This window comes from Lysobacter sp. Root690 (genome assembly GCF_001427785.1).
Lineage (GTDB): Bacteria > Pseudomonadota > Gammaproteobacteria > Xanthomonadales > Xanthomonadaceae > Lysobacter.
Genome location: NZ_LMHM01000011.1, coordinates 314793 through 340751 on the forward strand (window position 1 = coordinate 314793; position 25959 = coordinate 340751).

At 67.9% G+C, this 25959-nt stretch carries 25 protein-coding genes and 1 tRNA gene; 10 read left to right on the forward strand and 16 right to left on the reverse strand.

Features of this window, described 5'->3' with window-relative positions; translation table 11 throughout:
* Positions 1 to 145: 145 nt before the first annotated feature.
* The 7 genes from ASD86_RS06580 to ASD86_RS06610 all read right to left on the reverse strand — a co-directional run bounded on the left by ASD86_RS06580 (position 146) and on the right by ASD86_RS06610 (position 8785).
* Entirely contained in the window at positions 146 to 1225 is a 1080-nt protein-coding gene (locus ASD86_RS06580; protein WP_162253622.1) for a TraB/GumN family protein, read from the reverse strand.
* A 64-nt stretch (positions 1226 to 1289) separates the two neighbouring features.
* On the reverse strand, positions 1290 to 2330 hold the full coding sequence (locus ASD86_RS06585; protein WP_082578117.1) for a DUF1684 domain-containing protein: 1041 nt from the start codon (positions 2328 to 2330) through the stop codon (positions 1290 to 1292).
* Position 2331: 1 nt separating this feature from the next.
* Entirely contained in the window at positions 2332 to 4209 is a 1878-nt protein-coding gene (gene mutL / locus ASD86_RS06590; RefSeq protein ID WP_056108476.1) for a DNA mismatch repair endonuclease MutL, read from the reverse strand.
* Between the two features lie 255 nt (positions 4210 to 4464).
* Positions 4465 to 4779, reverse strand: a complete 315-nt coding sequence (locus tag ASD86_RS06595; protein WP_056108478.1) for a hypothetical protein — start codon at positions 4777 to 4779, stop codon at positions 4465 to 4467.
* 81 nt (positions 4780 to 4860) lie between these two features.
* Positions 4861 to 6621, reverse strand: a complete 1761-nt coding sequence (locus ASD86_RS06600; protein ID WP_082578118.1) for an N-acetylmuramoyl-L-alanine amidase — start codon at positions 6619 to 6621, stop codon at positions 4861 to 4863.
* An 87-nt stretch (positions 6622 to 6708) separates the two neighbouring features.
* Positions 6709 to 7221: a tRNA (adenosine(37)-N6)-threonylcarbamoyltransferase complex ATPase subunit type 1 TsaE gene (gene tsaE / locus ASD86_RS06605; RefSeq protein ID WP_056108483.1), complete on the reverse strand. Its 513-nt coding sequence runs from the start codon at positions 7219 to 7221 to the stop codon at positions 6709 to 6711.
* A 49-nt stretch (positions 7222 to 7270) separates the two neighbouring features.
* Entirely contained in the window at positions 7271 to 8785 is a 1515-nt protein-coding gene (locus ASD86_RS06610; RefSeq protein WP_056108488.1) for a bifunctional ADP-dependent NAD(P)H-hydrate dehydratase/NAD(P)H-hydrate epimerase, read from the reverse strand.
* A gap of 100 nt (positions 8786 to 8885) precedes the next feature.
* On the opposite strand from ASD86_RS06610, the gene queG reads away from it, so the two are divergent.
* On the forward strand, positions 8886 to 9920 hold the full coding sequence (gene queG / locus ASD86_RS06615; RefSeq protein WP_056109154.1) for a tRNA epoxyqueuosine(34) reductase QueG: 1035 nt from the start codon (positions 8886 to 8888) through the stop codon (positions 9918 to 9920).
* A gap of 58 nt (positions 9921 to 9978) precedes the next feature.
* Here queG and ASD86_RS06620 read toward each other — a convergent pair whose 3' ends face one another.
* The 7 genes from ASD86_RS06620 to pcnB all read right to left on the reverse strand — a co-directional run bounded on the left by ASD86_RS06620 (position 9979) and on the right by pcnB (position 16672).
* On the reverse strand, positions 9979 to 10356 hold the full coding sequence (locus ASD86_RS06620; protein WP_056109157.1) for a VOC family protein: 378 nt from the start codon (positions 10354 to 10356) through the stop codon (positions 9979 to 9981).
* Between the two features lie 98 nt (positions 10357 to 10454).
* The gene (gene pgi, locus ASD86_RS06625) at positions 10455 to 11966 is read right to left on the reverse strand and encodes a glucose-6-phosphate isomerase (protein WP_082578120.1); all 1512 of its coding nucleotides are present in this window, start codon (positions 11964 to 11966) and stop codon (positions 10455 to 10457) included.
* A 57-nt stretch (positions 11967 to 12023) separates the two neighbouring features.
* Positions 12024 to 12404, reverse strand: coding sequence for an aspartate 1-decarboxylase (panD, locus tag ASD86_RS06630; protein WP_036115061.1), 381 nt, complete (start codon positions 12402 to 12404; stop codon positions 12024 to 12026).
* A 182-nt stretch (positions 12405 to 12586) separates the two neighbouring features.
* Positions 12587 to 13450 carry a pantoate--beta-alanine ligase gene (gene panC / locus ASD86_RS06635; protein ID WP_056108491.1) on the reverse strand — a complete coding sequence of 288 codons (864 nt, stop codon included), beginning with the start codon at positions 13448 to 13450 and terminating at the stop codon, positions 12587 to 12589.
* 139 nt (positions 13451 to 13589) lie between these two features.
* Entirely contained in the window at positions 13590 to 14435 is an 846-nt protein-coding gene (gene panB, locus ASD86_RS06640) for a 3-methyl-2-oxobutanoate hydroxymethyltransferase (protein ID WP_056108494.1), read from the reverse strand.
* 172 nt (positions 14436 to 14607) lie between these two features.
* A complete protein-coding gene (gene folK / locus ASD86_RS06645; protein WP_056108498.1) occupies positions 14608 to 15126 on the reverse strand; it encodes a 2-amino-4-hydroxy-6-hydroxymethyldihydropteridine diphosphokinase in 519 nt (172 codons plus the stop codon).
* Positions 15127 to 15328: 202 nt separating this feature from the next.
* Complete coding sequence (pcnB, locus tag ASD86_RS06650; RefSeq protein ID WP_056108501.1) at positions 15329 to 16672, reverse strand: polynucleotide adenylyltransferase PcnB; 1344 nt, start codon at positions 16670 to 16672, stop codon at positions 15329 to 15331.
* Between the two features lie 152 nt (positions 16673 to 16824).
* Here pcnB and ASD86_RS06655 point away from each other — a divergent pair.
* The 3 genes from ASD86_RS06655 to ASD86_RS06665 all read left to right on the forward strand — a co-directional run bounded on the left by ASD86_RS06655 (position 16825) and on the right by ASD86_RS06665 (position 18468).
* Positions 16825 to 16900 (forward strand) — tRNA-Glu (locus tag ASD86_RS06655).
* A gap of 247 nt (positions 16901 to 17147) precedes the next feature.
* Entirely contained in the window at positions 17148 to 17471 is a 324-nt protein-coding gene (gene fdxA, locus ASD86_RS06660; RefSeq protein ID WP_036115051.1) for a ferredoxin FdxA, read from the forward strand.
* A gap of 352 nt (positions 17472 to 17823) precedes the next feature.
* Entirely contained in the window at positions 17824 to 18468 is a 645-nt protein-coding gene (locus ASD86_RS06665) for a hypothetical protein (RefSeq protein WP_157476250.1), read from the forward strand.
* A 97-nt stretch (positions 18469 to 18565) separates the two neighbouring features.
* Here ASD86_RS06665 and ASD86_RS06670 read toward each other — a convergent pair whose 3' ends face one another.
* Together ASD86_RS06670 and dapA are read right to left on the reverse strand one after the other, a co-directional pair.
* Positions 18566 to 19105, reverse strand: a complete 540-nt coding sequence (locus ASD86_RS06670; RefSeq protein WP_056109161.1) for a hypothetical protein — start codon at positions 19103 to 19105, stop codon at positions 18566 to 18568.
* Positions 19106 to 19124: 19 nt separating this feature from the next.
* Positions 19125 to 20030, reverse strand: a complete 906-nt coding sequence (gene dapA, locus ASD86_RS06675) for a 4-hydroxy-tetrahydrodipicolinate synthase (protein ID WP_056108506.1) — start codon at positions 20028 to 20030, stop codon at positions 19125 to 19127.
* Between the two features lie 281 nt (positions 20031 to 20311).
* On the opposite strand from dapA, the gene ASD86_RS06680 reads away from it, so the two are divergent.
* From ASD86_RS06680 to ASD86_RS06705, 6 genes are all read left to right on the forward strand, one after another.
* Positions 20312 to 20872, forward strand: a complete 561-nt coding sequence (locus ASD86_RS06680) for a glycine cleavage system protein R (protein ID WP_056108510.1) — start codon at positions 20312 to 20314, stop codon at positions 20870 to 20872.
* 2 nt (positions 20873 to 20874) lie between these two features.
* A complete protein-coding gene (locus tag ASD86_RS06685) occupies positions 20875 to 21360 on the forward strand; it encodes a peroxiredoxin (RefSeq protein ID WP_056108513.1) in 486 nt (161 codons plus the stop codon).
* A gap of 271 nt (positions 21361 to 21631) precedes the next feature.
* Positions 21632 to 23029: a PhoH family protein gene (locus ASD86_RS06690; protein WP_056108516.1), complete on the forward strand. Its 1398-nt coding sequence runs from the start codon at positions 21632 to 21634 to the stop codon at positions 23027 to 23029.
* Positions 23030 to 23038: 9 nt separating this feature from the next.
* Positions 23039 to 23719 carry a DUF5625 family protein gene (locus ASD86_RS06695; protein WP_056108521.1) on the forward strand — a complete coding sequence of 227 codons (681 nt, stop codon included), beginning with the start codon at positions 23039 to 23041 and terminating at the stop codon, positions 23717 to 23719.
* 179 nt (positions 23720 to 23898) lie between these two features.
* Positions 23899 to 24717, forward strand: coding sequence for a bifunctional hydroxymethylpyrimidine kinase/phosphomethylpyrimidine kinase (gene thiD, locus ASD86_RS06700; RefSeq protein WP_056108524.1), 819 nt, complete (start codon positions 23899 to 23901; stop codon positions 24715 to 24717).
* A complete protein-coding gene (locus ASD86_RS06705; RefSeq protein ID WP_056108526.1) occupies positions 24710 to 25570 on the forward strand; it encodes an alpha/beta fold hydrolase in 861 nt (286 codons plus the stop codon). The genes thiD and ASD86_RS06705 overlap by 8 nt, the downstream gene beginning before the upstream one ends.
* Positions 25571 to 25959: the final 389 nt, after the last annotated feature.

Here is a 25959-nt window from a genome sequence, read left to right on the forward strand (position 1 = left end):
TGTTTGCTAACGCGAGTGCATGGCTTCGCAGCGCTGGATGAACTGCGCGGCTTCAAGCTCAAGCAAAAGCTGCATAGCCACCCTGTAGGAGCGGCGCGAGCCGCGACCGCGTCATCGCGGTAACGGCGCTCCCTGCATCGTGCTGTTACGGCTTGGCCGGAGCAGATTTGCTCGGGACCGGTTTGTCGGCGGCCGGCTTGTCGGAAGCGGGCTTATCGGACTTAGGCGCAGTCGCGCCTTCCGGCGTCGGAACCTCGATCGGCAACGCCACATCCGACGTACCGATCGCGCAGGCCGAACAGATCCGCTCGATCTTGTAACCCTTGCCGCGCAAACGTTCGATCAGGCCATCGTCGCCGAGCAGATGCATGGTGCCGACCACCACCAGGCTGTCGCCCTTCTTGGAGTCGTCGAGCAGCTTCTGGATCTGCGGGATCCAGGCCTCGTTGCGCTCGAGATTGACCATGCGGTAGGTCTCGGGCGTCTTTTCCTTCATCTCCACGCGCGCTTTTTCGTCGAGCTTGGCGATGTCGGCATTGCGCCACGCGCTGTGGATGTCGTCGAGCATGCCCGGCACGTCCTCGGGCTTGTCGAGGAATTCGCGCAGCGCCTTGATCTGCTCGGGCAGCGGGCCCGAGTCCATGATCTGCAGCTGGCTGTCCATGCTCTCCAGGCCCAGCGCCGGCTTGCCGGCTTCGGCCGCCTGCCGCATCAGGTACTGGTCCAGGCCGAGCTGCGGGCTGAAACCCATCGACTGCGACACGCCCAGCACCAGCGATAGATTGACGAACCACGGTTCAAGCGCATCGACCTGGCTCAGCGAGCGGCCGTTCTTGGCCAGCACGCGGTTGAGTTTTTCGCGCAGATCGCCCGGCAGCACCTGGCTGAGGGTGCGGCCGTCGTCGTAGCGCGCGCGCTGCATGAAACGCTGCGGCACGCCCGGGTCGAACATCTCCTGCGGCGAGACCTCGAAGATCAGCTTGTCGGAACCGGCGAAAGCCTGATCGATGTCGGACGACAGCGGATAGTCGTCGGCGCGTAGCAAATGGAACGAGCCCAGCAGGTACACCGCGTTGTCGGCGTCGGACACCTTCCACAGCAGCGGCACCGGCGGCGTCTTGGTCGCCGCGACCGCGGCCTGCTCACCGCCGGCGATGGCGGTGGCGGAGGTCAGCGAAACGCTCAAGGCGCTGGCGACGAACAAGGGCAGGACGAACAACTTCATGAACCGCATCGGCAGATGGTCTCGGTGAACTCGAGCGACAACGCCCGAAGGTAAGGAAGATTTGTTACGACGCGGGCGCGGCGGCGGTTTCGGGTTTCGCACCGTGCTCGGTGTCGCCGCCCGGCGCCGCGGCGGCGCTGGGCTTGTAGGTTTTCTCGCCGGCCAGCACTTCCAGATTCAGACGATTTTCCGGCGGCGGCAACGGACAGGTCGCGTACGCGGTGAACGCGCACGGCGGGTTGTAGGCCTTGTTGAAATCCAGGATGACCTTGCCCTGCAGGTTCGGCCGCGACACGTCAAGGAAGCGCCCGGCGCTGTAGCTGGTGTGACCGCTGGTGCGATCGGCGAACACCAGCATCAGTTCGTCGCCGCCCTGATCCAGCGCTTCGATGCGGTAGGTCTGGCCGTCGCGCTCGAACTCGACCGCGCCGGGATTGGGCGTGGCCTCGATCGTGCCGATGATGTTGGCGATGTCGATGGTCTTGCCGGCCGGATGGGCGACGAACTTGGCGCTGATCTTCCAGTCTTCCTGCGCCGGCCAATAGTCGATGCCCTTGAACCCGGTCAGGGTCGGCGCTTCGGCATGACGGACCCGCAGCAGATAGCGGTCGCCGCGCTTGATCACGGTCAGCACGCCCTTGCCGTCGTCGAAACCGATCTTGCTTGGCCCGGCCGGATAGTCGTCGGCGAGCAAGGTGGCCGCGCCCTTGAGCGGCTGATCGTTGAGCGTGAGCGCCGCGCCGCGCTCGGGCACGAAACGCAGCTTGTCCTTGTTCAACGACAACAAGCCGAAATGCTCCGGGCCGGCGGCGACGCGAATGCCGTTGTCGGGATCGCTGCCGAAATAGTGCGAGCCCTCGTCGATCGGATGCAGGCCGATCAGGCTGGTCCAGCCGTCGGGCTTGAGCAGTTCTTCGCGGCGGTGTTCGCGCCACAGTTGTTCGTCGCGGGCGAAGGTCGCGCTGGCCGCGGCGACCTGCTCGGCCTCGCGCTTGGCCTGCGCCTGCTGCTGCGGCGAGTCGCAGGCGGCCAGCGCCGGCGCCAGCAGGGCCGCGCACAACAGCGGCTTGGGGATCAGTCGCAACAACGTGGAAGCAGCAGCCATCTCAACGCCCTCGCAGGAACCAGCGGTCGATTTCGGGCAGGCTGAAGCGTGCCCAGGTGGGACGCCCATGATTGCATTGACCGGAGCGTTCGGTGGCTTCCATCTCGCGCAGCAAGGCATTCATTTCGGGCAAAGTGAGACGGCGATTGGCGCGCACCGCGCCGTGGCAGGCCATGGTCGACAGCAGTTCGTCGCGCGCCGCGGCGACCCGGCGCGATTCGCCGTGTTCGCGCAGGTCGGCCAGCACGTCGCGCAGCAGCGCCTCGACGTCGCCGTGGGCGAGCAGCGCCGGCACCGCGCGCAGGGTCAGCGACTGCGGGCCGCTGCGGGTCACTTCGAAGCCCAGCGCGATCAGCGTGGCCTCCTCGCGCTCGGCGACCTCGGCCTCGCGCTCGGACACCGCCAGGGTCGCCGGCACCAGCAGCGGCTGGGTGCGCAGGCCTTCGCCGTCGTGCGCGTTCTTGAGTTTTTCGTAACCGATGCGTTCGTGCGCGGCGTGCATGTCGACCACGATCAGGCCTTCGGCGCTTTCGGCCAGCACGTAGATGCCGTGCAGCTGTGCGATCGCATAACCCAGCGGCGGCAAAGTGTCGTCGTCGCTGTGTGGCAGCGCCGGACGCGGCATGCCCGGCGCGGGGCCGGCGTAGGCGCTGCCGGCGCCGGCATACAGCCCGGCGCCCGGTGCGGGGCCGGACACCGAGCCGCCGCCGCTGCCGTACAGAGCGGCATAACCGGCGCGTGTTTCGCTGACCTGCAAACCCAGCGGCGCGGTCGGCCGGTATTGGTACATGTTCGACGGCGCGGCGCCGTCGCCGTTGGCCGCGGCGAACGGATCGCCGCCGCCGGGCACCTGCGCCGACGGCATAGTGCCGGCGCGGGTCTGCGCCAGCGCATCGTTGAGGGTGCGATAGACGAAGTCGTGAATCAGCCGCGCATCGCGGAAGCGCACTTCGTGCTTGGCCGGATGCACGTTGACGTCGACCCGGCGCGGATCGAGTTCGAGAAACAACACATACGCCGGCTGCCGGCCGTGGAACAGCACGTCGGCATAGGCCTGCTTGACCGCATGGGCGATGCTGCGATCGCGCACCGAGCGGCCGTTGCAATACAGATACTGCTGATCGGCGCTGGCGCGGTTGTACGACGGCTGCGCGATCCAGCCGTGCAGGCGCAGGCCGGCGCCGCTGTGATCCACGCGCAACGCGTTCTTGGCGAATTCCTCGCCGAGCGCCTCGCCGATGCGCACGTCCGACAGGCCCATGTCGATCAGGTCGCCCTCGCCTTTCCAGCGCCGGGTCGCCTTGCCGTTATGCGACACGCGCAGTTCGACGTCCGGCCGCGCGAGCGCGAGCTGGCGCAGCCATTCTTCGATATGGCCCAGCTCGGTGCGCTCGGCCTTCAGGAATTTGCGCCGCGCCGGCACGTTGAAGAACAGGTCGCGCACTTCGACCGTGGTGCCCTGCGGATGCGACTTGGGCGTGACTTCGCCGAGCCGGCCACCGTCGATCTCCAGCACCGCGCCGCGGTCTTCGCCGATGCGGCGCGAGGACAGCGCGAAGCGGCTGACCGAGGCGATCGAAGGCAATGCCTCGCCGCGAAACCCGAGCGTGGTGACGCCTTCGAGGTCGTCGAGCGAAGCGATCTTGCTGGTGGCGTGGCGCGACACCGCCAGCGGCAGTTCTTCGGGGGTGATGCCGTTGCCGTCGTCGCGGATGCGGATCAGGCGCACGCCGCCTTCTTCCAGGTCGATGTCGACCCGGCGCGCGCCCGCGTCGAGCGCGTTCTCGACCAGTTCCTTGACCACGGACGCGGGCCGCTCGACCACTTCGCCGGCGGCGATCTGGTTGATGAGGGTATCGGGGAGTTGGCGGATGCTCACGGGCGGCGTTTCGGTGCGCGCGGCACCGTCGGGGGATGGGGATCGATGATAGCCGCTGGGTGCGGGTCGCCGCGATCCGGGGCTTGTGGTTTGGGGGCTCGTTGTTGGTAGCGTCTCGAAGGTCAGCGGGCGAGGAGCGCCCTCATCCGCCCTGCGGGCACCTTCTCAGCCTTGCACTCCCTGCGGTCGCCGCAAGCGCGAGAAGAACTCCCTCTCCCGCTTGCGGGAGAGGGCTGGGGTGAGGGCCTGTGAGGGCTAGCGTGAATCCATCGCGCGACCGAAATCCCCAACCTGCAGCGGTAATCGCTCGAAGGTATAGGCCAACGCCAGCTCCAGACTGTCGAAGCGCCGCCGCTCATGGCGAAAGTACAGGTCGGTCGCATCCTCGTACCGATCCAGCCAATCGTCGAAACCGAGCTGGATCGCGCCGCCATCAAGCGGCTTGAGAAAGTACTCACGCTGCGCCGGCTCGCCCTCGTGCCGATACGCCTGATTGATCCACAACGCGCGGCGCTCGGCCAGCCAGCGACGCACCGCGGCGATCAGCTCGGCATCGGGTGCGGCGTTCATGGGATCGATTCGAGGAAGTCGAACGGGCAGACGAAGCAAATGCGCGGCGATCGAATCAGTTCGAACACACCGCGTCGGCGATCAGGGACTTCCGCCGCCGAACCCGCCCGACGGCGCCTGCTGGGCCTCGGCGCGCGCCGCGTACATCGTGCCCGGCGGCGGCTGGCGGGTGAAGTAGGTGTTGACCCCCGCCAGCACCGCCCGCGCCAGGGCGCGCTGGTGCGAGGGATCGGTCAAACGGCGCTCTTCTTCCGGATTGGAAATGAACGCGGTCTCGACCAGCATCGCCGGCATGTCCGAGGTGCGCAGCACCGCGAAGTTGGCGCGCTCGATATGCGGCTTGTGGTTGTTGCCGACATCCTTGAGACCGTCGAGCACGTGCCCGGCGGCGTCTTCGGACGCCTTCATGTGGCCGCTCTGGGTCAGATCGAGCAGCACCGAGGCCAGGGTGTTGTCGGTCTGCTGTAGGCGTACGCCGCCGATCAGGTCGGCGGAGTTTTCCTTGTCGGCCAGCCAGCGCGCGCGCTGCGAGGACGCGCCCTTGAGCGACAGCACGTACACCGAGGAGCCCTTGGCGGCGCGGTTCTCGGCGGCATCGGCGTGGATCGAGATGAACATGTCGGCCTTGGCCTGACGCGCCAACTGGGCGCGGCGCGGCAGCGGGATGAACACGTCGCTGTCGCGGGTCATATAGGCCTTGAGGCCGGGCGTGGCGTTGATCTGGCGCGCCAGTTCGCGGCCGATCGCCAGGGTCACGTCTTTTTCGCGCTTGCCGGTCAGGCCGATCGCGCCCGGGTCCTGACCGCCGTGGCCGGGATCGATGGCGATGATCAACGGCCGCATGCCGCGGCCGCGCATCACGTCTTTCAAGGTCTTGGTCGCGCCCGGTGGCGGCATCGCCTCGGGCCCCGCTTCGGGCACGGCGGCGCTGGCGCCGGGCATCGGCGCCGGCACTCCGGTCGCGACCCGGGTCGGAACCCCGGTGGCGATGCGGGTCGGCACGCCGGTCGCAACCGTGGTCGCCACCGGGGCCTGCGCGGCCTGTTCGAACACCGCCTGGCTGGCGGCTTGATTGGCGGCCTGCTGAGCGACGCTCGGCGGCGGCGATACCGGGTTGCTGCTGGCCGGCGCGGCTGCGGCGAGCGCCGACGCGGTCTGCGCGGTGGTGGTCTGTGCGGTCGCGGTCGCAGCCGGGATCGACGCCTGCGGCGGACGCGCCGCCGGCAATGCCGCGCTGCTCTGCGCCGGGGCGGAACCCGCGGCGCCACGCGCGGCGAGTTCGGCGATCAGACGCTGGGTGGCGGCGTTGGAGGCGACCGCCGGCTCGGCGGTGGTCGCGGCCGGCGCGGGCGCCGGGTTGGCGATCGCAGGCGGCGGCGGGTTGGCCGGAGCTGTGGCGACCGCAGCCGCCGGCGCGGCGACACGCGCTGGCTCGGAGCCGTCGCCCGGCCATTCCAGAATCAGCCGCGGACCCGAAGTGCCCTGCTCGATATGCGGCTTGAGCACCGCGATCGGCTGAGCGAGGTCGAACACGACCCGCGCGGTGCCAGGCTGCGGCTCGCCGGTGCGGACGGCTTTGACGATGCCGGTCGCGGCCGGCAGCTTGAGATTCTTGCCCAGCCGCGAGGCCGGCAGGTCGACGACCAGCCGATCCGGGCCCTTGAGGCTGATGACTTTGTATTCGCCGGCGCCGTCGAGGGCGATTTCGGCACGGGTCCCGGTGGCGCCGTTGCGCAGCTCCAAGCCCTTGATTTCACTGGCGTGCGCGAGATTCCAGGCCAGCGCCGCGAGCAGCGCCAGGCCGAGCAGGAATTTCTGGACAGTGGCCCCTTTGACTCGCATGGGCGTAAGTCAAGCACCGGACCATCCGAATTGCAAGCATTTTTCCCTTGCAAATCCGGGACCTGGGGCGACTTCCTATGGAATCGTTCAGGAGTCGGCCGCAACCTCACGGGTACGTGTCGCGTCGGCGAGCGCGACCAGCCAGGCTCGTCCACCCTCGCTGAGCGCATTCAGACGGGCCTGTCGACCCGCCCCGTCCTGGTCCAGATCGATGCGCAAATCCGGTGCCGGCAGCCAACCCAGACCGCGCTCGGGCCACTCAATCAGCCACAACGAGGCCTCGCCGCCGTCCAGGCCGAGGAACTCCAGCTCGCCGGCATCGCCGATGCGGTACAGGTCCAGATGCCAGGCTTCGCCGCCGTCGCTGAGCGGATAACGCTCGACCAGGGTGTAGGTCGGGCTGCGGATCGCGCCTTGCACGCCAAGCGCGCGCAGCAAGGCGCGCGCCAGGGTGGATTTGCCGGCGCCCAAATCGCCGTGCAGATGCACGATCAACACATCGGCTTGCATGGCGTTCGCGCGCGCCGCGGCGAGCGCGGCGCCGAGCGCATCGGTGGCATCGGTGTCGCTGAGATGAAGTTGGATCGAATCGTTGGACATCGTCGATGCAAGTGCGGAATCGGAGTTCATCGGACCGGCCTGCAAGCGCTCAACGCGCGCCGTTGACGGGATTGGCGCGGCGTCGCAGCCACGGCATCAGATCGCTGGGCAACAGGCCGCGTTCGCCGCCTTCGCGCGCGGCCTCGTCGCCGGCCACCGAATGCAGCAAGGCGCCGGCGCAGGCCGCGTCGAACGCATCGAAACCTTGCGCGCGCAACGCCGCGATCACGCCGCTGAGGACATCGCCCATGCCGCCGACCGCCATGCCGGGATTGCCCGCGCCGATCACCTGCACACCGCGACCATGAGCAGCGATCAGAGTACCGGCGCCCTTGAGCACGACCACGCAACGGTAGCGTTCGACCAGCGCGCGCACCGCGGCGAAACGATCGGCCTGCACGCGCGCAGTGTCGCTGCCGAGCAATCGCGCGGCTTCGCCCGGATGCGGGGTCAGGATGCAATCGGCCGGCAACGGTTGCGGATCGATGGCGAGCAGATTGAGCGCGTCGGCATCGAGCAACAACGGTTTCGCACTGGCGACGGCGCGCTCGAACAGCTGTTTTCCCCAGCTTTCCTGGCCCAAGCCAGGACCGATCGCGATTACGCTGGCGTTGTCGATCGCGCCATTCAATTCGTCGGCATGCTCGATCGCGCGCGGCATCGCCTCGGGCAGACGCGCCAGCATCGGCGCGACGTGCGCTAACCGTGTCGCCGCATCGAGCAAGCCGGCGCCGCTGCGCAACGCGGCCTGCGCGCATAGCAACAACGCACCGCCGTGGCCGTGATCGCCGCCGATGCACAGCACCCGGCCGTTGCGGCCCTTGTGACTGTCGCGTCGGCGCGGTTGCAGCCAACGCGGCAGATCCTCGGCGCGCAGCAATTCCGCTACCGGCGGGGTGTGATACAGCGTCTGCGGCAGATCCAGGCTCGCCAACGCCAAAACGCCGGCATGATCGAGCGCTGCGCCAGTCACCAGACCGGCCTTCGGCGCGATGAATTCGAGCGTGCGCTGGGCGAGGATCGCCGAAGGATACGCGTAGCCGCGATCGGCATCGACGCCGCTGGGTACGTCCAGCGCGAGCACCGGCGCGGGATGCGCGTTGATCGCCTCGATCAGCGCCGACGCCGCGGCGTCGGGCGCGCGCGACAGGCCGATGCCGAACAGCGCGTCGACGATCACATCGGCCTTGGGCAACTCGCCGTCGAATTCGAGCGTGCTGCCGCCGGCGGCCGCATACGCCGCCGCCGCGCGCTCGGCGAGTTCGCCGCGCGGCGCGTGTTCGCGCAGTCGCACCACCACCGCCTGACGTCCGGACAACAGCGCATGGGTGGCCAGTACGTAGCCGTCGCCGCCATTGTTGCCAGGGCCGCACACCACCAGCAGATGGAACGCGCGGGTCCAGTGGTTCAGCAATTCGCGCCAGGCCGCTTCGCCGGCGCGGCGCATCAGCGCGTAGCTGTCGCCCAGCTCGGCCGCGGCCGCGGTTTCGATCGCGCGCAGCCCGGCCGCGTCGAACAGGCCGCGCGGCGGCGCGGGCGAGGAAGTTTCAGCGGTCGCAGACATGGGTCGATTCTATACTTGCCGCATCGTGAGCCCGCCAACCGCCCGCCCCACCCCGCCCGATCCGCCGCCGGCCGCGTCCGCCGCGCCCGACTATGTCGCGCTGGCCGCGCGCATCCGCGCGATCGCGCGCGAGTTCGGCTTTCAGCGCTGCGGTATTTCCGGGATCGAGCTGGCCCAGGACGAAGCCCACCTGCTCGACTGGCTGGCGCAGGGCCTGCACGGTTCGATGGACTGGATGGCCCGCCACGGCGAACTGCGCGCGCGTCCGAACGATCTGTTGCCGGGCACGGTGCGGGTGATTTCGGTCGGTCTGGACTACGGCCGCCGCGACGACGAGGACGCCTGGATCACCCTGGCCGACGGCGAACGCGCCTACGTCGCGCGTTACGCGCTGGGCCGCGACTATCACAAGCTCATGCGCCAGCGCCTGCAACGGCTGGCCGAGCGCCTGGCCGAGGTGGTCGGCCCGTTCGGCCATCGCGTGTTCGTCGATTCCGCGCCGGTGCTGGAACGCGCCCTGGCGCGCAACGCCGGGCTGGGCTGGATCGGCAAGCACACCTGCCTGATCGACAAGGACGGCGGCTCGTGGTTTTTCCTCGGCGAAATCTACGTCGACCTGCCGTTGCCGGTGGACACGCCGGCGACCGCGCACTGCGGCACCTGCACGCGCTGCATCGACATCTGCCCGACCCAGGCCATCATCGCCCCGCACCGGCTCGATGCGCGCCGCTGTATCGCCTATCTGACCATCGAACACGAAGGCGCGATCCCGATCGAACTGCGCCCGGCGATCGGCAACCGCATCTTCGGTTGCGACGATTGCCAACTGGTCTGCCCCTGGAACAAATTCGCCCAGCGCACCGATGAGCCGGATTTCCGCGCCCGCAACGAACTCGACCGCGCCAGCTTGAGCCAGTTGTTCGCCTGGGACGAAGCCGAATTCCTGCAACGCACCGAAGGCTCGGCGATCCGCCGCAGCGGCCATGAGCGCTGGCTGCGCAATATCGCGGTGGCGCTGGGCAATGCGCCGGCCACACCGGAGGTGATAGCCGCGCTGCGCACGCGCAGCGAGCATCCGAGCGAAGTGGTGCGCGAGCATGTGGTGTGGGCGTTGGAGCGGCACGACGCGGCGTGAGTATCTGATTGCGCTGAGGCGATGCGGAGCATCTCCGTCGAGCAAACGCATGAATCGCTCAGGTGGGATTCGCGACTTCGACCAGATTCCCGTCGGGATCGCGGAAGTACACCGATACGATCGGACCGCGCGCACCGGTGCGCGGCACCGGACCGTCTTCGATGGTAATGCCCAATTCGCCCAATCGCGCGATCAATTCGTCCAGGGGCTCGTCGCTGATCACGCAGAAGTCGCCGCTGCCTCCGGTCGGCGTCGCGGCCTTGGGCTCGAACTCGTGGCCGAGCTGATGCAGGTTGATCTTCCAGCCGCCGAAGTCCAGCGCTTTGCGTCCGCCCTTGAACTCCACGATACGCGCATCCAGCGCGGCGCGGTAAAACGCACAGGTCGCCTCGATCGAGGTCACGGTCAGAACGAAATGATCGAAACGGATGTTCATGCCATCGTGCTCATGCATTCATGTTCATTCATTCGTCCGCCGAAAAAACGAACGGTGCCGCGGCACCGTTCGATTCGCGCATGCGATCGCGCCGTGCGTCATCCACGCAACTTGCGCAGCAACTCCTTCGTCACCGGATCGTCGGCCTGCGCCTCGCCCGCCAGCGCTGGCAACAAGGTGCTGGCGACCTGCTTGCCGAGTTCCACGCCGAACTGATCGAAGGCGTTGATGCCCCAGAACACCGATTGCAGATACACGCTGTGCTCGTACATCGCCAGCAGCGCGCCGAGCGACTGCGGGGTCAAGGAATCGAGCAGGATCGTGGTACTCGGGCGACCGCCGGCATAAGCGCGGTGCGGGTCGTCGCTGCGCTGGCCGTTGGCGAAGGCTTCGGTCTGCGCGAGCAGATTGGCGTGCAGCGCGCGATGGTTCTGCGGGTACGGCGCATCGGAATGGATCACGCCGATGAAGTCGGCCGGAATGATCGAGGTGCCCTGGTGCAGCGCCTGGAAGAAGCTGTGCTGGGTATCGGTGCCGACACCGCCCCACCACACCGGCACGGTGTCGCCGATCACCGGTGAACCGTCCAGGCGCACCGACTTGCCCAGGCTTTCCATCACCAACTGCTGCAGATAATTCGACAACAATTTGAGGCGGTCGTCGTAGGCCAGCACGGCTTGCGTTGCATAACCCAGACCGTTGCGATTCCAGATCGCGGTCAGCGCGTGCCAGGCGGCGAGGTTGCGCTCCAGCGGCGTTTCCAGCACGTGCGCGTCCATCTGCGCGGCGCCGGCGAGGAAATCTTCGAACGCGTCCATGCCGATCGCCAGCGCGATCGGCAGGCCGACTGCCGACCACAGCGAATAGCGACCACCGACCCAGTCCCACATCGGCAGGATGCGCTCGTCGGGAATATTGAACGCGCTCGCGGCGCGTTCGACGTTGGCGCTGATCGCGTAAAGACGTGAGTCGTCGCCGAGCCAGTCGCGCAGGATGCCGCCGTTGAGCAAGGTTTCCTGGGTGCCGAAGGTCTTGGAGATCAACAGCGCGGCGGTGCGCTTGGGATCGAGCCCGGCCAGGGTGCGCTGGGCGGCGTGGCCGTCGACGTTGGACAGGAAATGCACGCGGAACCGGCCCGGCGTCGCGCCGCTGAGCGCATCCACGGCCAGGCGCGGACCCAGATCGGAACCGCCGATGCCGACGCTGACGATGTCGGTGACTTCGCTCGCGCTCAGCCGCTCGATCACTTCGCGCATCTGCTTGCGCGCAGCCAGGGCCTGCTGGTGCGCGTCGCGCGCAATCTGGGTCGACGACAGATCGCCGCGCAGCGCGGTGTGCAGCGCCGGGCGGCCTTCGGTGACGTTGACGATTTCGCCGTCGAACAATGCGCGCAGGCGCTCGACGCTGCCGGCGGCCTCGGCCGCCTTGCGCAACCAGATCAGCGCGTCGCGATCGTAATGCTGGCGCGCGAAACTGGCGTAGAGCGGGCCGACCTGGAGGGCGAAATCCGCCGCGCGCGACGGATCGGTTGCGATCAACTGCGCCAGCGGGGTGACGACGACGCGCCCGACCTCGGCGCGCAGCTCGTGAAGTCGGACGTCATCGCTCATCGGGGGGCGGCTCTCAAAGGTTGGCTCTCAAGGGGGTTAGCGCTCGGGCGATCGGACTCAGGCGGCCTGGGCCGACATCGAGGTGTTGGTGTGGGTGAGCTGGTTGTTGCGATCCACGTAGACCAGGGTCGGCTTGTACTTGGCCGCTTCGGCCTCGTCGCAGATGCCGTACGCGCAGATGATCACCAGATCGCCCGGCTGCGCCTTGTGCGCGGCCGCGCCGTTGACCGAGATCACCCCGCTGCCCTCTTCGCCGCGGATGGCGTAGGTGGAGAAGCGGTGACCGCTGTTGATGTTGTAGATGTGGACCATCTCGTACTCGCGAATGCCCGAGATATCGAGCAGACGGCCGTCGATCGCGCAGGAGCCTTCGTAATGAAGCTCGGCGTGGGTCACGGTGGCGCGGTGGATCTTGGCCTTGAGCAGGTTCAGTTGCATGGTCGGGTTACTCCGTCCGCAGACGCGCGGGCGCGAAAGAGCTGAAGTCTAGCAGCGCATGGCGCGCTGCAACATGGCCCGGGGGCGTGGCGGGCGGAACGGAGCTTTCCCGTTCAGCGGCCCGGTTGCATGCCGGGTTCAGGGTCGGATTCGGGCCGGCCACACACCCGTCGGTGCGGCCTTCACAGCTCGAATTCAAGGTTGTCGATCAGGCGGGTGCGGCCGAGCTTGGCCGCGATCAGGGCCACCCGCGCCGCGCCGTCGGCGCCGGCGGTGCCATTGGTTTCCGGCAGGCTCAGGTCGGGCGCGCGCACGGCGGCGTAATCGACCGCGAAACCGGCTTCGGTCAGCCGCGCGGCAGCCTGCGCCTCGACTGCTTCGCGCGCGTCGCCGGCGCGCAGGGCATCGCGCATCCATTGCAGGCATTGCTGGATCTGCGCGGCCTGCGGGCGCTCGCTTTCCGACAAGTACTGGTTGCGCGAACTCATCGCCAGGCCGTCGGCTTCGCGCAGGGTCGGCGCGGCCACGATCTCGATCGGGAACGCCAGATCGCGCACCAGATAGCGGATCACCGCCAGCTGCTGATAATCCTTGCGCCCGAACACCGCGACATCGGGCCGGACCTGATGGAACAAACGCGCGACCACCGTCGCCACGCCGTCGAAATGACCGGGACGGTGCGCGCCTTCCAAGGTGTCGGTGACCCGCGGCACGCGAATCTGCACGGTGCCGTCGACACCAAAGGGATACATCGTCTCCACCGTCGGCAACCACAGCAGATCGCAACCGGCGGCGTGCAGCCCAGCGGCGTCGGCCTCGGGCGTGCGCGGGTAGCGCGCGAAGTCTTCGTTCGGGCCGAACTGGGTCGGATTGACGAACACGCTGGCGACCACGCGGTCGGCGTGGCGGCGCGCCAGTTCGATCAGGGAATGATGGCCGGCGTGCAGATTGCCCATGGTCGGCACGAAGCCCACGCGCAGGCCCTCGCGCGTCCAGGCCTGAACCCGCGCGCGCAATGCGGCCAGGTCGCTGACGATCTCGATCATGGGCTTACCTCGAAAGAAAGCGCTCGATGCCGGCCGCGTCGGCGGCCCGGGCATCGGCTGAAGAAGGTGCGCGGCATCTTAAACGACGCGGCCGGCCGCGCGCCGGGCAGGCGCCGCAGCCGCGCGCAACCGAACGGGCTCAGGCGTAACTGTGCTCTTCGCCGGGGAAACTGCCGTCGCGCACCGCCGCGGCATAGGCCCGGAACGCGCCTTCGACCGAACCGCCTTCGACCAGGAAATCCTTGACGAACTTGGGCCGGCGATGGCCCGAGTTGACCCCGAGCAGGTCGTGCAGCACCAGCACCTGCCCGTCGCATTGCGGGCCGGCCCCGATGCCGACGGTCGGAATCGTCAGGTCGGCGGTGATCGCCGCGGCCAGCGGCGTGGGCACGCATTCGAGCACCAGCAGCGCCGCGCCGGCCTGCGCGACCGCGCGCGCGTCGGCGCGCAGCTTGCTCGCGGTGGCGTCGTCGCGGCCCTGCAATTTGTAGCCGCCCAGGCGCAGCACCGACTGCGGAGTCAGGCCCAGGTGCGCGCAGACCGGGATCTCGCGCGCGACCAGAAATTCGATCACTTCGAGCTTGTGCCCGGCGCCTTCAAGCTTGACCATCGCCGCGCCGGCCTGCAGCAGTTGCGTGGCCGCATCGAGCGCGCGCTCGGGGGTGGCGTCGGACTGGAACGGCAGATCGGCGATCAGCAGCGGCTTGGACAGGCCGCGGGCGACGCTGGCGGTGTGATACGCCATGTCGGCGACCGTTACCGGCAAAGTGCTGTTGTGGCCTTGCGAGACCATGCCGAGCGAATCGCCTACCAAGATGACGTCGATACCCGCGGCATCCATCGTTCTGGCAAAACTGGCGTCGTACGCCGTGAGCATGACGATCTTGCGGCCGTCGCGCTTGGCGTCGGCGAGCATGGGCACGGTCCAGGCTTTGGCAGCCCGCTTGTCATTGGCTTGCGCGTCGGTGGGGGCCGAGGTGTACATGATGGATTCGTCCGAGCGGTGGCGAACGGACGCTCTTGGGGAGGGCGCCATAACTTAGCAGGTTGCCCCCGCCCCGCCAGCGCCGCGCGCGCAACGCTGTCGGTTCGCCATGCGACGACCATGATTTCGCCCGCTCGCGCCATGAACACGGCCCGTCGGGCCGCCGCGCCGGTCAATTATCGACCGCGACCAGGGCCTCAATCTCGGCCGCAGCGATCCGCGCCAGCGCCTGACTCGCCGCGCCCATGCCGGCGATGGCCACGTCCGGGGCGATCTCCAACAGCGGCACCAGGGCGAAGGCGCGCTCGTGCAGATGTGGGTGCGGCACGTGCAGGCCGGGCTCGTCGATCCTCGCCTCGCCGTACAGCAGCAGGTCCAGGTCCAGGGTGCGCGGGCCCCAGCGGTCGCTGCCGTCGGCGCGGCGCGCGCGTCCGGCCTCGCGCTCGATCTCCAGCATCGCCGCCAGCAGTTCGCGCGCCGGCAACTCGGTGTCGAGCATCGCCACCGCGTTGACGAAATCGGGTTGCTCGCGCACGCCCCAGGCGGGGGTGCGATACAGCCGCGAAGCGCGCAGCAGGCGCGACCGCGGCAGGCCGTCGAGCGCGCGCAGCGCAGCGCGCAACACCGCGACGCTGTCGCCGAGGTTGCTGCCCAGGCCGATGTAAGTGGTGATGGCGGTGGACGCGGACATTGGGTGCGAATGCGCGAATGAAAGAATCGGAAGATCAGATCGTCGAACGGGCCGTGCGGGATGCGCGCGGCGATCCGCGTTCGCCGGCGTCCACATAGCGCCTGGCGTTGCGAGCGAACGACCGGAAGATCGAGAACGACCGACCGGGCCTGCGTCGCGGACGCAGACCCGTCATTCGTGCTTCAACATCCTCGGCCGCGGCTCAGCCCTCGGCCACCGGCGCGCCACGACGGCGTCGACGACGCTTGCGCGGCGCGCGTTCATCGCCGCCCTCTTCGCCGTCGTCCGAATGCTGATTCGCTTCCTGATGGGCGATCGCATCGGGATGCTGCTGCGCCTCGAACCAGAATTCGACATCGGCCATGTGCTCTTCCGACGCGGCGGTGCGCAGGCACAGGAAATCGAAGGCGGCGCGAAAACGCGGATGCGACAGCAGACGCATCACCCGCTTGCGCTGGCGCTGCTGGAACCGCGACTGCAGCAGCCAGATTTCCTGCATCGGCAGCGAGAACCGACGCGGCAGCGCGATCATCGACAACTGGTGCAAGGTCACCCGGTCTGCGGCGCGACGCTGCGCCTCGACCGTGTGCGTGCCCTGCGCCTGCAGGCTCATCAGCTCGCGGCAATACGCCGGCCACAGCAGCAGCGCGAACAGGAACGCGGGCGACACCGGCTCGTCGTTGGCGACGCGCGTGTCGGTGCCCTTGAGCCCTTCCAGCAGCATCCGGCGCAACGCGCCGCTGCGGTTCGACTTGAGCGCCTTGGCGCTTTCGGGCAACAAGGCGCCGAGCAGGCCGTAGCGTTCCAGACCGAGGAAGCTCTGCACCGCGTGTCCGGACAGGAACAGCTTCAGGCATTCCTCGAACAATCGCGCCGGCGCGGCCTCGGCGAGCAGCGGCGCCAGTTGCGGGATCGGCGCGGCGGTGGCCGCTTCGATCTCGAAATCGAGCTTCGCCGCCAGACGCACCGCGCGCAGCATGCGCACCGGGTCTTCGCGGTAGCGGGTGACCGGATCGCCGATCAGCCGCATCAGCCGGTTCTGCACGTCCTCGAAGCCGCCGACGTAGTCGCGCACCGAGAAATCCTCGACCGCGTAATACAGCGCATTGGCGGTGAAGTCGCGGCGGACCGCGTCGTCCTCGATGCTGCCGTAGACGTTGTCGCGGACCAGGCGGCCGCCGGTGTCGGTCTCGCGGTCGCCGCTGCCGTCGTCGATATTGGCGCGGAACGTGGCCACCTCGATGATCTCGCGACCGTAGACCACATGGGCCAGGCGGAAGCGCCGGCCGATCAGGCGGCAGTTGCGGAACAGCCCCTTGACCTGCTCGGGGGTGGCGTCGGTGGCGACGTCGAAGTCCTTGGGATGGCCGCCGACCAGGATGTCGCGCACCGCGCCGCCGACCAGATAGGCGCCGAAGCCGCTGTCGCGCAGCCGGTACAGCACCCGTAACGCGTTGGGACTGATCTCCTTGCGCGAGACATTGTGCTGGTCGCGCGGAATGACCCGCAGCGAGGTTTGGATAGAAGAAAGGTTATCGGATTGCATCGAGCGGGCGTGCCGCCTTATGAGTTCGTGAATACAGCCGTTGCCCAGCGCAACGGCGGCGCATATACTAGCAGGCCGCGTCGAGTTGAGAGCTTGAGCGGTCTGTCCAGGCCCCGTCCAGGGTCTTTCAATCGGACAGAGTCGTACAACTTGCTCCCTTCGTCTAGAGGCCCAGGACGTGGCCCTCTCAAGGCTAAAACACGGGTTCGAATCCCGTAGGGAGCGCCAAACACGCGATCCGTCGCACGAAAGAGCCCGCGCAAACGCGGGCTTTTTCTTGTCCGCGGCGCGCAGAGGGGCTGTCGCCGGCCGGTTGCCGTCCTGTCATGGACGGCCGCGGCGGCCGCGCCGGTTCCGTTTTCGCCGTTACCCGCGTCGCAGAGGCCAAGCTTCGTCTTGGGTCGCGACGATGCGTATGGCTACACTATCGACCGCCCGGCCTGTTTCGTACCGGACCACCTCCAGGACCCAGCCAATGCCCTTCGTCGTCACCGAGAACTGCATCAAGTGCAAGTACACCGATTGCGTCGAGGTGTGCCCGGTCGACTGTTTCCACGAAGGCCCGAACTTCCTGGTGATCGATCCGGACGAATGCATCGACTGCACCCTGTGCGAGCCCGAATGCCCGATCAATGCGATCTACCCCGAGGACGACGTCCCGGCCGGGCAGGAAAGCTTCGTCGCGCTCAACGCCGAACTGGCCAAGGCCTGGCCGGTGATCACCACGCGCAAGGACGCCCTGCCCGACGCCAAGGATTGGGAAGGCAAGACCGGCAAGATCGATCAGCTCGAACGCTGAGCCTGCGCGGCGGCGCCGCGCTTTGAGCAGCGAGTATCAAGTCGCGCGTCGACGCGGCCTCCGCGCGTGCCGAGCGGATGCGATTGGGTGCGCCGGATTTGCTGGCGCGCTCGTGTCAATCGTGCTGTGCGCCGATTCATAGGCTGACCGTGCCCCCTTCTGCAGCAAGTCGCGATCGACGGGCGATCGCGGCATGACCGCCCTCACCCCACCCCTCTACCGCAAGCGGGAGAGGGAGCAGATCTGCCGCGATCGAATCACTGCAACGCGTGAGCGCGCCTATCCACCAGTCCCGAAACGGTTCATCCGGCCGCGCCTAAACTCCAGGCCTGCCCGTTTCGGACCGCTCACCATGCCGCATCCGGCTTCACTCGCAGGCTTGCTCGCGCTGTGCCTGGCACCGCTGACGGTGTCGGCGCAGTCGTCCAGTTTCGATCTGTCGCAGTTGGACCTGTCGCGAATCGATCTGTCGCAGCTGGATCTGTCCCAGCTCGACCCCGCCGCGATCGCCGCCGGCGCCAGCGACACCCTGATGCGCGCGCCCGACAGCTCGATCGACCCGCTGTTCCAGGCCGTGCACCGGGCCTCGCGCGCGCCGCGCGATGCCGATGTGCTGTGCGGGCTGTTCGATCCGGATGCCGACCGCAGCCCGCAGGCGCTGGCCGCGGCGGCGCAACGGCTCAGCCCGGACAGCCGCCAGGGTTTCAGCAATGCGCTGATCGGGATCGCCGCGACCGGCCTGCAGAACCCGCGCCAGCCGTACGACGCGACGGCGGCCAGGCAAACGCTGAAGTCGGCCGGCACCACCGCGATGCTGCTGCACGACGGCTTCGCCGCCGGCCTCAACGCCGAGGCGAGCGACCCGAACGCGCGCCAAGCGCGCTGCCGCTCGCTGGGCTGGATGCTCGATGCGCTCGCGCAGTTGCCGCTGGCGCAACGCGCGGCGGCGACCCGGCTGCTGTTGAACGAAGGTCTGGCGCGAGGCTTTTCGCGCTGAGTCCGGCCGCCTCGACCGCCACAACGAAAAACGGGCGCCGAGGCGCCCGTTTTTCATCGCAAGGACCGGTCGGAACCAGCCTGCAGCCTTTCGTCGATCAACGACCGCCCAGCGTGCTCTTGAGGCTGGCGATCAGCTTGGCCGGCGCGGCGCCGGTCGCCGGCAGACCGCGCGGATCGACCGCCGACACGTAGGCGCCGGCTTCGGAGGTGCTGATGCGGACCAGGAAGTTGCCGCCTTCGTAGTTGACGTCGTACGCGCCGAGCAACTGCGCGCGGCTGGCGATGGTCAGGCCTTCGACCTTGCCCAGCGCGTCGCCGACCTTGGTGAACACGTCGTCGCGGTTGCCGCTGACGGTGAAACCGTTGGCCGAGGACGCCGGGGTGCCCGGAGCGGCCTGGGTCGGACGCGACGCGGCCAGGCCCGAGGCCGTCACCGAACCGCCGGCCGCCGGCACCGCCATGGCGCCGTCGGTGCGCGGCTGATCGAGGTCCGGCGGGACTTCCAGCGGACGGTTTTCCGGGGTTTCGGCATACAGCTTATTGCCCTTGCGGAACCAGCTGCAGCCCGACGTGGCGACCACGGCCAACAGCAGACCGGCGACAACCGCACGGGACAGGGTAACGTTGGAACGCATGAGCATCTCCTGCAGGGGTTCAGGCCGCGAGCGTATCGCGGCAGAGGTGTTCGAGTTCGACAATCAGGCCGGCGGCATGCCGCGCGGCTTCATGGTGGGGCGCCGACAGCGACTGCAACGGCAGGCGCAGGCCATGGCCCAGCCCCTGCGCGGCGAGCAGCGCCTTGACCGGGATCGGGTTGGGTTCCAGGGCGAGAAAATCGTAGGCCGGGCGCAAACGCGCGTCCCAGGCCTCGGCCTCGGCGCGGCGTCCGCCGCGGGCGAGATCGGCCAGGCGACGGAACGCGCCCGGCAGCACGTTGGAGCCGACCGAGACGATACCGTCGGCGCCGGCCAGCATGGCCCGGCAGGCGGTCGGATCGTCGCCGCTGAGCACGCAGAAACCTTCGGTCTTGAGCGCCAGCAGCGCATTCATGCGCTCGGGTTCGGACACCGCTTCCTTGATTCCGACAATGCGCGGATGCGCGGCCAGCTGCGCCACCGTGTAGGGCAACAGGTCGCCGCCGGTGCGGCCGGGCACGTTGTACAGCACCAGCGGCAGCGCGCCGTCGTCGGCGATCGCCTGGTAATGCGCGATCAGGCCGGCCTGGGTCGGGCGGACGTAAGGCGGAGTGACGACCAGCGCCGCGTCGGCGCCGAGGGCGGCCACGCGGCGGGTCAGTTCGATGGTTTTGGCGGTGTTCGACAGGCCGGTGCCGGCCAGCACCGGGATCTTGCCGGCGATCAATTCGACCGCGCTGCGCAGCAAAGTGTCGTATTCGGCGTCGTACAGCGCCGCGGCTTCGCCGGTGGAACCGGCCACCACGACCGCCTGGGTGCCGCCTTCCAGCTGTTGCGCCAGCAAGCGGCGCCAGGCGTCCAGATCGAGTTCGCCGGACGCGGTGAATGGCGTCGCCAGCGCGGTGATGCTGCCGGAAAGTCGCAAGTGAAGACCTATTGAGTGAGAAGTCGCCGCCGCAGCGGTTGCGGAGCGGTCGTGGCCGAGAGGGAACGTGGAACCTGTGGAACGCTTATCGGATTGGAGAACGTAGAACCAGTGAATTCTAAAGCGGGCGGCGGGACACGGAAACGCGCTTGGCCGCCTATACGCAGGGGACGATGTTACTTGCGGCCCGAAAGCGCGGGCAAGTATGCTGACTCACAGCGCGGCCCGGGCCCGGGCCGCCGTTCATTTCCGAGCTTTACGCTCCCCTTGCAGGCGCCGCCTTGACCGATTCCGCTTCCCGGCCGTCGCCGAACGAAAACCACCTCCTGATCAACGCCTATACGACGCATCCGGAGTCGCCGCTGTTGTCGGTGACCCGCCGGATCGCCGACTCGGGCTGCAATCTGGTCGATGCGCGCCTGTCCACGGTCGGCCGCGACGTCTCGGTGACCGCGCTGGCGGTCGGCTCCTGGGACGCGGTCGCCAAGCTCGAAGCCATGCTCACGCGCCTGGAGCGCGAGGAAGGCCTCAAGCTGGTGTGGTACCGCACCGGCGCCAAGCAGGTCCAATCCAGCCTGCTGCCCTACATCGTCGAAGTGGTCGCCGCCGACAAGCCCGGCATCTTGTTCCAGCTGGCCGACTTCTTCGACCGCCAGGGCATCACCATCGAAAGCCTGCACTGCTCGCGCTACCGCGCGATGCAGACCGGCGCGGATATGTTCTCCGCCCAGATCACGATCGGCGTCCCCTCGAGCATGCACATCGCCGCGCTGCGCGACGATTTCCTCGAGTTCTGCGACCATCTGAACCTGGACGCCATCATGGACCCGATGAAGTTCTGACCATGCTCGATACCGGCGATCACGCATACGGCAAGAAAGCGCCCGCGCTGAGTCTGGCGCTGTCCAGCGGCGAGACGGTCGCGCTGAAGGACTTCGCCGGCCAGTGGCTGGTGCTGTACTTCTATCCGAAGGACAGCACGCCCGGCTGCACCACCGAGGGCCTGGACTTCAATGCGCTGCTGCCGAAGTTCAAGAAGCTTGGGGCGACGGTGCTGGGCGTATCGCGCGATTCGATCAAGTCGCACCAGAACTTCTGCGCCAAGCAAGGCTTCAAGTTCGACTTGGTCAGCGACAAGGACGAAACGCTGTGCAACGCCTTCGGCGTGATCAAGGAAAAGAGCCTGTACGGCCGCAAATACCTCGGCATCGAGCGCAGCACCTTCCTGATCGATCCCAAGGGCGTCATCGTGCAGTCATGGCGTCCGGTGAAAGTCGCCGGGCATGCCCAAGCCGTTCTCGACGCCCTCAAGGATTCCGCCGCTCAGTGAGGCGCGCACCCGCCCTGTCCCCTCGCCGTCCCGCCCCGCGGGCCACGGCGGCGCTGCGGTGGATGCGTTTCGCGCAACCGCGGGTTGCGCTGGCGCCGATGTCATCAGCACCGATGTCGTCAGCGCCGATGTCGCCCACACGGATTTCACCCTCGACTTCTGCACTATCGAGTCATGTGCGATCGCGGCTTTCGCGAACGCATGGCTTGCCCGCTCTTGTGTTTGCGCCGCAACGTAACGACGTCACCCCCATCCGAGACGAGACTTCTCAATGACCAGAAGCAAGCGGATCTACGTGCTCGACACCAATGTGCTCATGCACGACCCGACCGCGCTGTTCAAGTTCCAGGAACACGACGTCTACCTGCCGATGCAGGTCATCGAAGAACTCGACAACGGCAAGAAAGGCACCTCCGAAGCCAGCCGCAATGCCCGTCAGGTCAGCCGCTTCCTCAACGAGCTGATCCAGATCGAGGGCACCGACAAGATCAGCACCGGCATCACCCTCAACCGTCCGCAGGGTTTGCAACTGCGCGGCGCGCAGAGCATCGGCAAGCTGCGCTTCCAGACCAACTCGTTCGACGCGGGCAAGCGCTTCAGCGCGGTGATCCCGGACAACCAGATCCTCGGCGCGATCCTGGCGCTGCAGGAGCAGGAACCCGGCGTGCCGGTGGTGTTCGTGTCCAAGGACATCAACCTGCGGATCAAGGCCTCGATCGCCGGGATCGTGTCGGAAGACTACGAAAACGATCGCGCGCTCGACGATTTCAGCCTGCTCTACACCGGCGCGACCGCGCTGCCGGACGATTTCTGGACCCTGCACGGCAAGGACCTCAAGTCGTGGACCGAGAAGGGCCGCACCTATTACGAAATCGCCCGCACCGAAGACGACGACTGGTATCCGAACCAGTTCCTGTACCTGCCCGGCGATTCGGAATCCGAACTCAAGGTCACCAAGGTCGGCGAAGAACGCGTCACCCTGCAGATCGTCGACGACTTCCGCCATAACCAGCATGCGGTGTGGGGCATCATCGCGCGCAATCGCGAGCAGAACTTCGCCCTCAACGCGCTGATGGACCCGGAGATCGACTTCGTCACCCTGCTGGGCACCGCCGGCACCGGCAAGACCCTGCTCGCGCTCGCCGCGGGCCTGGCCCAGACCATGGATCAGCAGCGTTATCGCGAGATCATCATGACCCGCGCCACGGTCAGCGTCGGCGAGGACATCGGTTTCCTGCCCGGCACCGAAGAAGAAAAGATGACTCCGTGGATGGGCGCGCTGACCGACAACCTGGAAGTGCTGACCCACAACCAGGACGGCGGCGCCTGGGGCCGCGCGGCGACCAACGACCTGCTCGCCTCGCGCATCAAGATCCGCTCGATGAACTTCATGCGCGGCCGCACCTTCCTGAGCCGCTGGCTGATCCTCGACGAGGCGCAGAACCTGACCCCGAAGCAGATGAAGACACTGATCACCCGCGCCGGTCCGGGCACCAAGATCGTCTGCCTGGGCAACGTCGAGCAGATCGATACGCCGTATCTGACCGAGACCACCTCGGGTCTGACCTACGCGGTGGATCGCTTCAAGGGCTGGGCGCACAGCGCGCACGTGACCTTGCGCCGCGGCGAGCGTTCGCGTCTGGCCGACTACGCGTCGGAAGTGCTGTAACCGGTCGCCATGCTCAAACAGTTCGTGCGCGACAACCGATTCGCGCTGGTCACCCTGATCGTCGTGGTGCTGGCGCGGATCGGATTCGACTACTGGGCGGATGGCATCAGCGCGCCGCCGCTGGATGCACCGATCGCGGTGTCGTCCGGCGGCGCCATCGACCAGCGCATCCGCGTCCGCGCGCCCGACCGCTATCACCTGCAACTGTCCTTCCGCGCCGATGCGCGCGGCATGGATCACCTGCGCGGTCTGCTCGGCGACGGCGGCTACGACGCGCAAGGCAAGCCCATTCCCAGCGGCGTGCCCATCCCGGTGCGGTGGTCGCTGAGCGAGGCCGGCAGCGGCAAGATCGTGGCCCAGGGCGACACCGAGAGCTTCGGCGCATCGGGTGTGGGCAGCGGCGAAATCAGTCGCGACTTCGACCGCTTCGGCGTACCGCCCGGCGAGTATCGGTTCCAGGCGCGGATCACTCGCCCGGTCCCGGAATTCGCCGGCATCCAGGCCCACATTGTCGCGCGCCTGCATCCGAAATCGGCCGGCAGCTGGCAGACCTCGCGGGTCTGGGACGGACGACTGCTGTCGTTCTTCCTGATCGACCCGGGGCTGGTGCTGCTGGGTTTGTTCCTGCTGTGGCGCGCGTTCGCGCTGGGACGTTCGCGTTGGCGCATGCGGGCGCAAGCGCAGACATGACGATGGGCGCGGCCTGTCGGTTGCGGTCATTGCGGCGCAGGTCATTACGGCGAGCGCGCTGAACCGGGATCGCGACAGCGACGTGCGCGCGCCGCGCGGCTGAGCCGCACGACGCCGGTGGATCGACCGCGCAGAACGTCAAGACTTCCATATAAGGCCGTTTTGGTTAGGCTTGCGCGATGAATCGCATCCCCGTTCTCTCCGCCCTCACCATCGCCGGCTCCGATTCCGGCGGCGGCGCCGGGGTTCAGGCCGACCTGAAGACCTTCGCCGCGCACCGCGTGCACGGGCTCAGCGCGTTCGCGGCGCTGACCGCGCAGAACACCCGTGGAGTCAGCGCGGTGCATGTGCCCGATACCGGCTTCCTGCGCGCGCAGATCGACGCGTGTTTCGACGACTTCGAGATCGGCGCAGTCAAGCTGGGCATGCTCGCCACTGCCGATGTAATCGAAGCGGTGGCCGATGCGTTGGAGCACTACCGGCCCGCGCATATCGTGCTCGACCCGGTCATGGTCGCGACCTCCGGCGCGCGCCTGCTGGAACCCTCCGCGCTGGACGCGCTGCGCACGCGGCTGCTGCCGCTGGCCAGCGTGATCACCCCGAACCTGCCCGAAGCCGAGTTGCTGCTCGGCCGCGCCATCGCCGATCGCGCGGCCATGCACGGCGCGCTCGATGGCCTGTTCGCGCTCGGCGCGCGCGCGGTGCTGCTCAAGGGCGGCCATCTGCCCGATAGCGGAGACGTGGCCGATGTCGTCGATCTGTTCGCCATCCCCGGCGAAGTGCGCGAGATCGCGCATCCGCGCCTGCAACTCGACGCTCACGGCACCGGCTGCACCCTGGCTTCGGCGGTGGCCGCGAACCTGTGCCTGGGCCGCACGCTCGCCGACAGCTGCGTCGCCGCGGCCGACTACGTGCATGACGCATTGCGCCTGGGCTATCGCCCTGGCCGCAGCGAGGTGCTGGTGCTCGATCACTTCGGAGCCGCGCCGCGTGCTTGAGTCGACCGTCGCCGAAGAACGCTCGCTGCGCGCGAGCGACGGCCATCGCTGGTCGCTGATCGCCTCAATCCCGCCGCGTCCCAACGCCAGCCTGCTGTGGCTGCCCGCCCTCGGTGTCGCCGCGCGCCACTACCTGCCGTTCGCGCATGCACTGGCGGCGCGCGGCATCGCCGTGTTCGTCCACGAATGGCGCGGCAACGGCAGCAGCAACCAACGCGCGAGCCGCAGCAGCGACTGGGGTTACCACAGCTTGCTGCTGGACGATCTGCCGGTCAGCGACGCGGCTGTGGCGCGCGCGCTACCCGGCGTGTCGCGGATCATCGGCGGCCACAGCCTCGGTGGGCAGATGGCTTGCATGCGGCTCGGACTGGCGAAGCTGCACAACGATCCGGCGATCCCGACCCGCCTGTGGCTGACCGCCAGCGGCGCGCCGTACTGGCCGACCTGGCCGATGCCGCGGCGTCTGGCGATGCCGATGATCTACCGCTTCCTGCCTTGGCTGTCGCAGGTCAACGGCACCCTGCCCGGCCGCCGCATCGGCTTCGGCGGCAACGAAGCGCGCAGCCTGATCGCCGACTGGGCCTGCACCGCTTTGAGCGGCCGCTACGCCGCGCCCGGCATCGACGCCGACATGGAAGCCGGCATGGCCCAGGTCGAGGTCGATCTGCGCGTCGTACGGATGGTCGACGACTGGCTGGTGCCACGCGCCTCGCAGGACTTCCTGCTGTCGAAACTGCCGCGCGCACGGGTCGAAGCGATCGAACTGAGCGCGAAGGATCTGAGCGTGCGCGCCGATCATTTCGCCTGGATGAAACAACCCGAGGCGGTGGTGAAGGCGTTGCTGCGGGATTGATCGTCGTTCTACGTGAGTCGCCGGTTCCCACGGCAGCACGCCTGCGCGACCACGATCTCCGACATGTCGCGTATCTCTCTGTAGGAGCGGCGCGAGCCGCGACCACGACACCTCAATCGCGACGCGATCGCCCCCGCGCACGCGTCATCGCAACGACCACGCTGCGAAGCCTGCAACCACCTCACCACAACGAAGCCTGCGCAGTAATCGTATTGTCGCGGTCGCGGCTTGCGCCGCTCCTACAGGTAGGCCATGCAACTTTTGCTTGGGCCTGAAGCCGCGCAGTTCATCCAGCGCTGCGAGGCCACGCACTCGCGTTAGCAAAGGCACACCCGAAGGGCGGCGTGCAGGATGCACGCCGTGCGCCACCGGGACATGGATGTCCCGTG

What these genes read in the sequence shown, in the direction of transcription:
- ASD86_RS06580 (WP_162253622.1), bottom strand. Translation starts at nt 1,225, where the DNA reads ATGAAGTTGTTCGTCCTGCCCTTGTTCGTCGCCAGCGCCTTGAGCGTT.
- ASD86_RS06585 (WP_082578117.1), bottom strand. Translation starts at nt 2,330, where the DNA reads ATGGCTGCTGCTTCCACGTTGTTGCGACTGATCCCCAAGCCGCTGTTG.
- ASD86_RS06595 (WP_056108478.1), bottom strand. Translation starts at nt 4,779, where the DNA reads ATGAACGCCGCACCCGATGCCGAGCTGATCGCCGCGGTGCGTCGCTGG.
- ASD86_RS06600 (WP_082578118.1), bottom strand. Translation starts at nt 6,621, where the DNA reads ATGCGAGTCAAAGGGGCCACTGTCCAGAAATTCCTGCTCGGCCTGGCG.
- tsaE (WP_056108483.1), bottom strand. Translation starts at nt 7,221, where the DNA reads ATGTCCAACGATTCGATCCAACTTCATCTCAGCGACACCGATGCCACC.
- ASD86_RS06610 (WP_056108488.1), bottom strand. Translation starts at nt 8,785, where the DNA reads ATGTCTGCGACCGCTGAAACTTCCTCGCCCGCGCCGCCGCGCGGCCTG.
- ASD86_RS06620 (WP_056109157.1), bottom strand. Translation starts at nt 10,356, where the DNA reads ATGAACATCCGTTTCGATCATTTCGTTCTGACCGTGACCTCGATCGAG.
- pgi (WP_082578120.1), bottom strand. Translation starts at nt 11,966, where the DNA reads ATGAGCGATGACGTCCGACTTCACGAGCTGCGCGCCGAGGTCGGGCGC.
- panD (WP_036115061.1), bottom strand. Translation starts at nt 12,404, where the DNA reads ATGCAACTGAACCTGCTCAAGGCCAAGATCCACCGCGCCACCGTGACC.
- panC (WP_056108491.1), bottom strand. Translation starts at nt 13,450, where the DNA reads ATGATCGAGATCGTCAGCGACCTGGCCGCATTGCGCGCGCGGGTTCAG.
- panB (WP_056108494.1), bottom strand. Translation starts at nt 14,435, where the DNA reads ATGTACACCTCGGCCCCCACCGACGCGCAAGCCAATGACAAGCGGGCT.
- folK (WP_056108498.1), bottom strand. Translation starts at nt 15,126, where the DNA reads ATGTCCGCGTCCACCGCCATCACCACTTACATCGGCCTGGGCAGCAAC.
- pcnB (WP_056108501.1), bottom strand. Translation starts at nt 16,672, where the DNA reads ATGCAATCCGATAACCTTTCTTCTATCCAAACCTCGCTGCGGGTCATT.
- fdxA (WP_036115051.1), top strand. Translation starts at nt 17,148, where the DNA reads ATGCCCTTCGTCGTCACCGAGAACTGCATCAAGTGCAAGTACACCGAT.
- ASD86_RS06665 (WP_157476250.1), top strand. Translation starts at nt 17,824, where the DNA reads ATGCCGCATCCGGCTTCACTCGCAGGCTTGCTCGCGCTGTGCCTGGCA.
- ASD86_RS06670 (WP_056109161.1), bottom strand. Translation starts at nt 19,105, where the DNA reads ATGCGTTCCAACGTTACCCTGTCCCGTGCGGTTGTCGCCGGTCTGCTG.
- ASD86_RS06685 (WP_056108513.1), top strand. Translation starts at nt 20,875, where the DNA reads ATGCTCGATACCGGCGATCACGCATACGGCAAGAAAGCGCCCGCGCTG.
- ASD86_RS06690 (WP_056108516.1), top strand. Translation starts at nt 21,632, where the DNA reads ATGACCAGAAGCAAGCGGATCTACGTGCTCGACACCAATGTGCTCATG.
- ASD86_RS06695 (WP_056108521.1), top strand. Translation starts at nt 23,039, where the DNA reads ATGCTCAAACAGTTCGTGCGCGACAACCGATTCGCGCTGGTCACCCTG.
- thiD (WP_056108524.1), top strand. Translation starts at nt 23,899, where the DNA reads ATGAATCGCATCCCCGTTCTCTCCGCCCTCACCATCGCCGGCTCCGAT.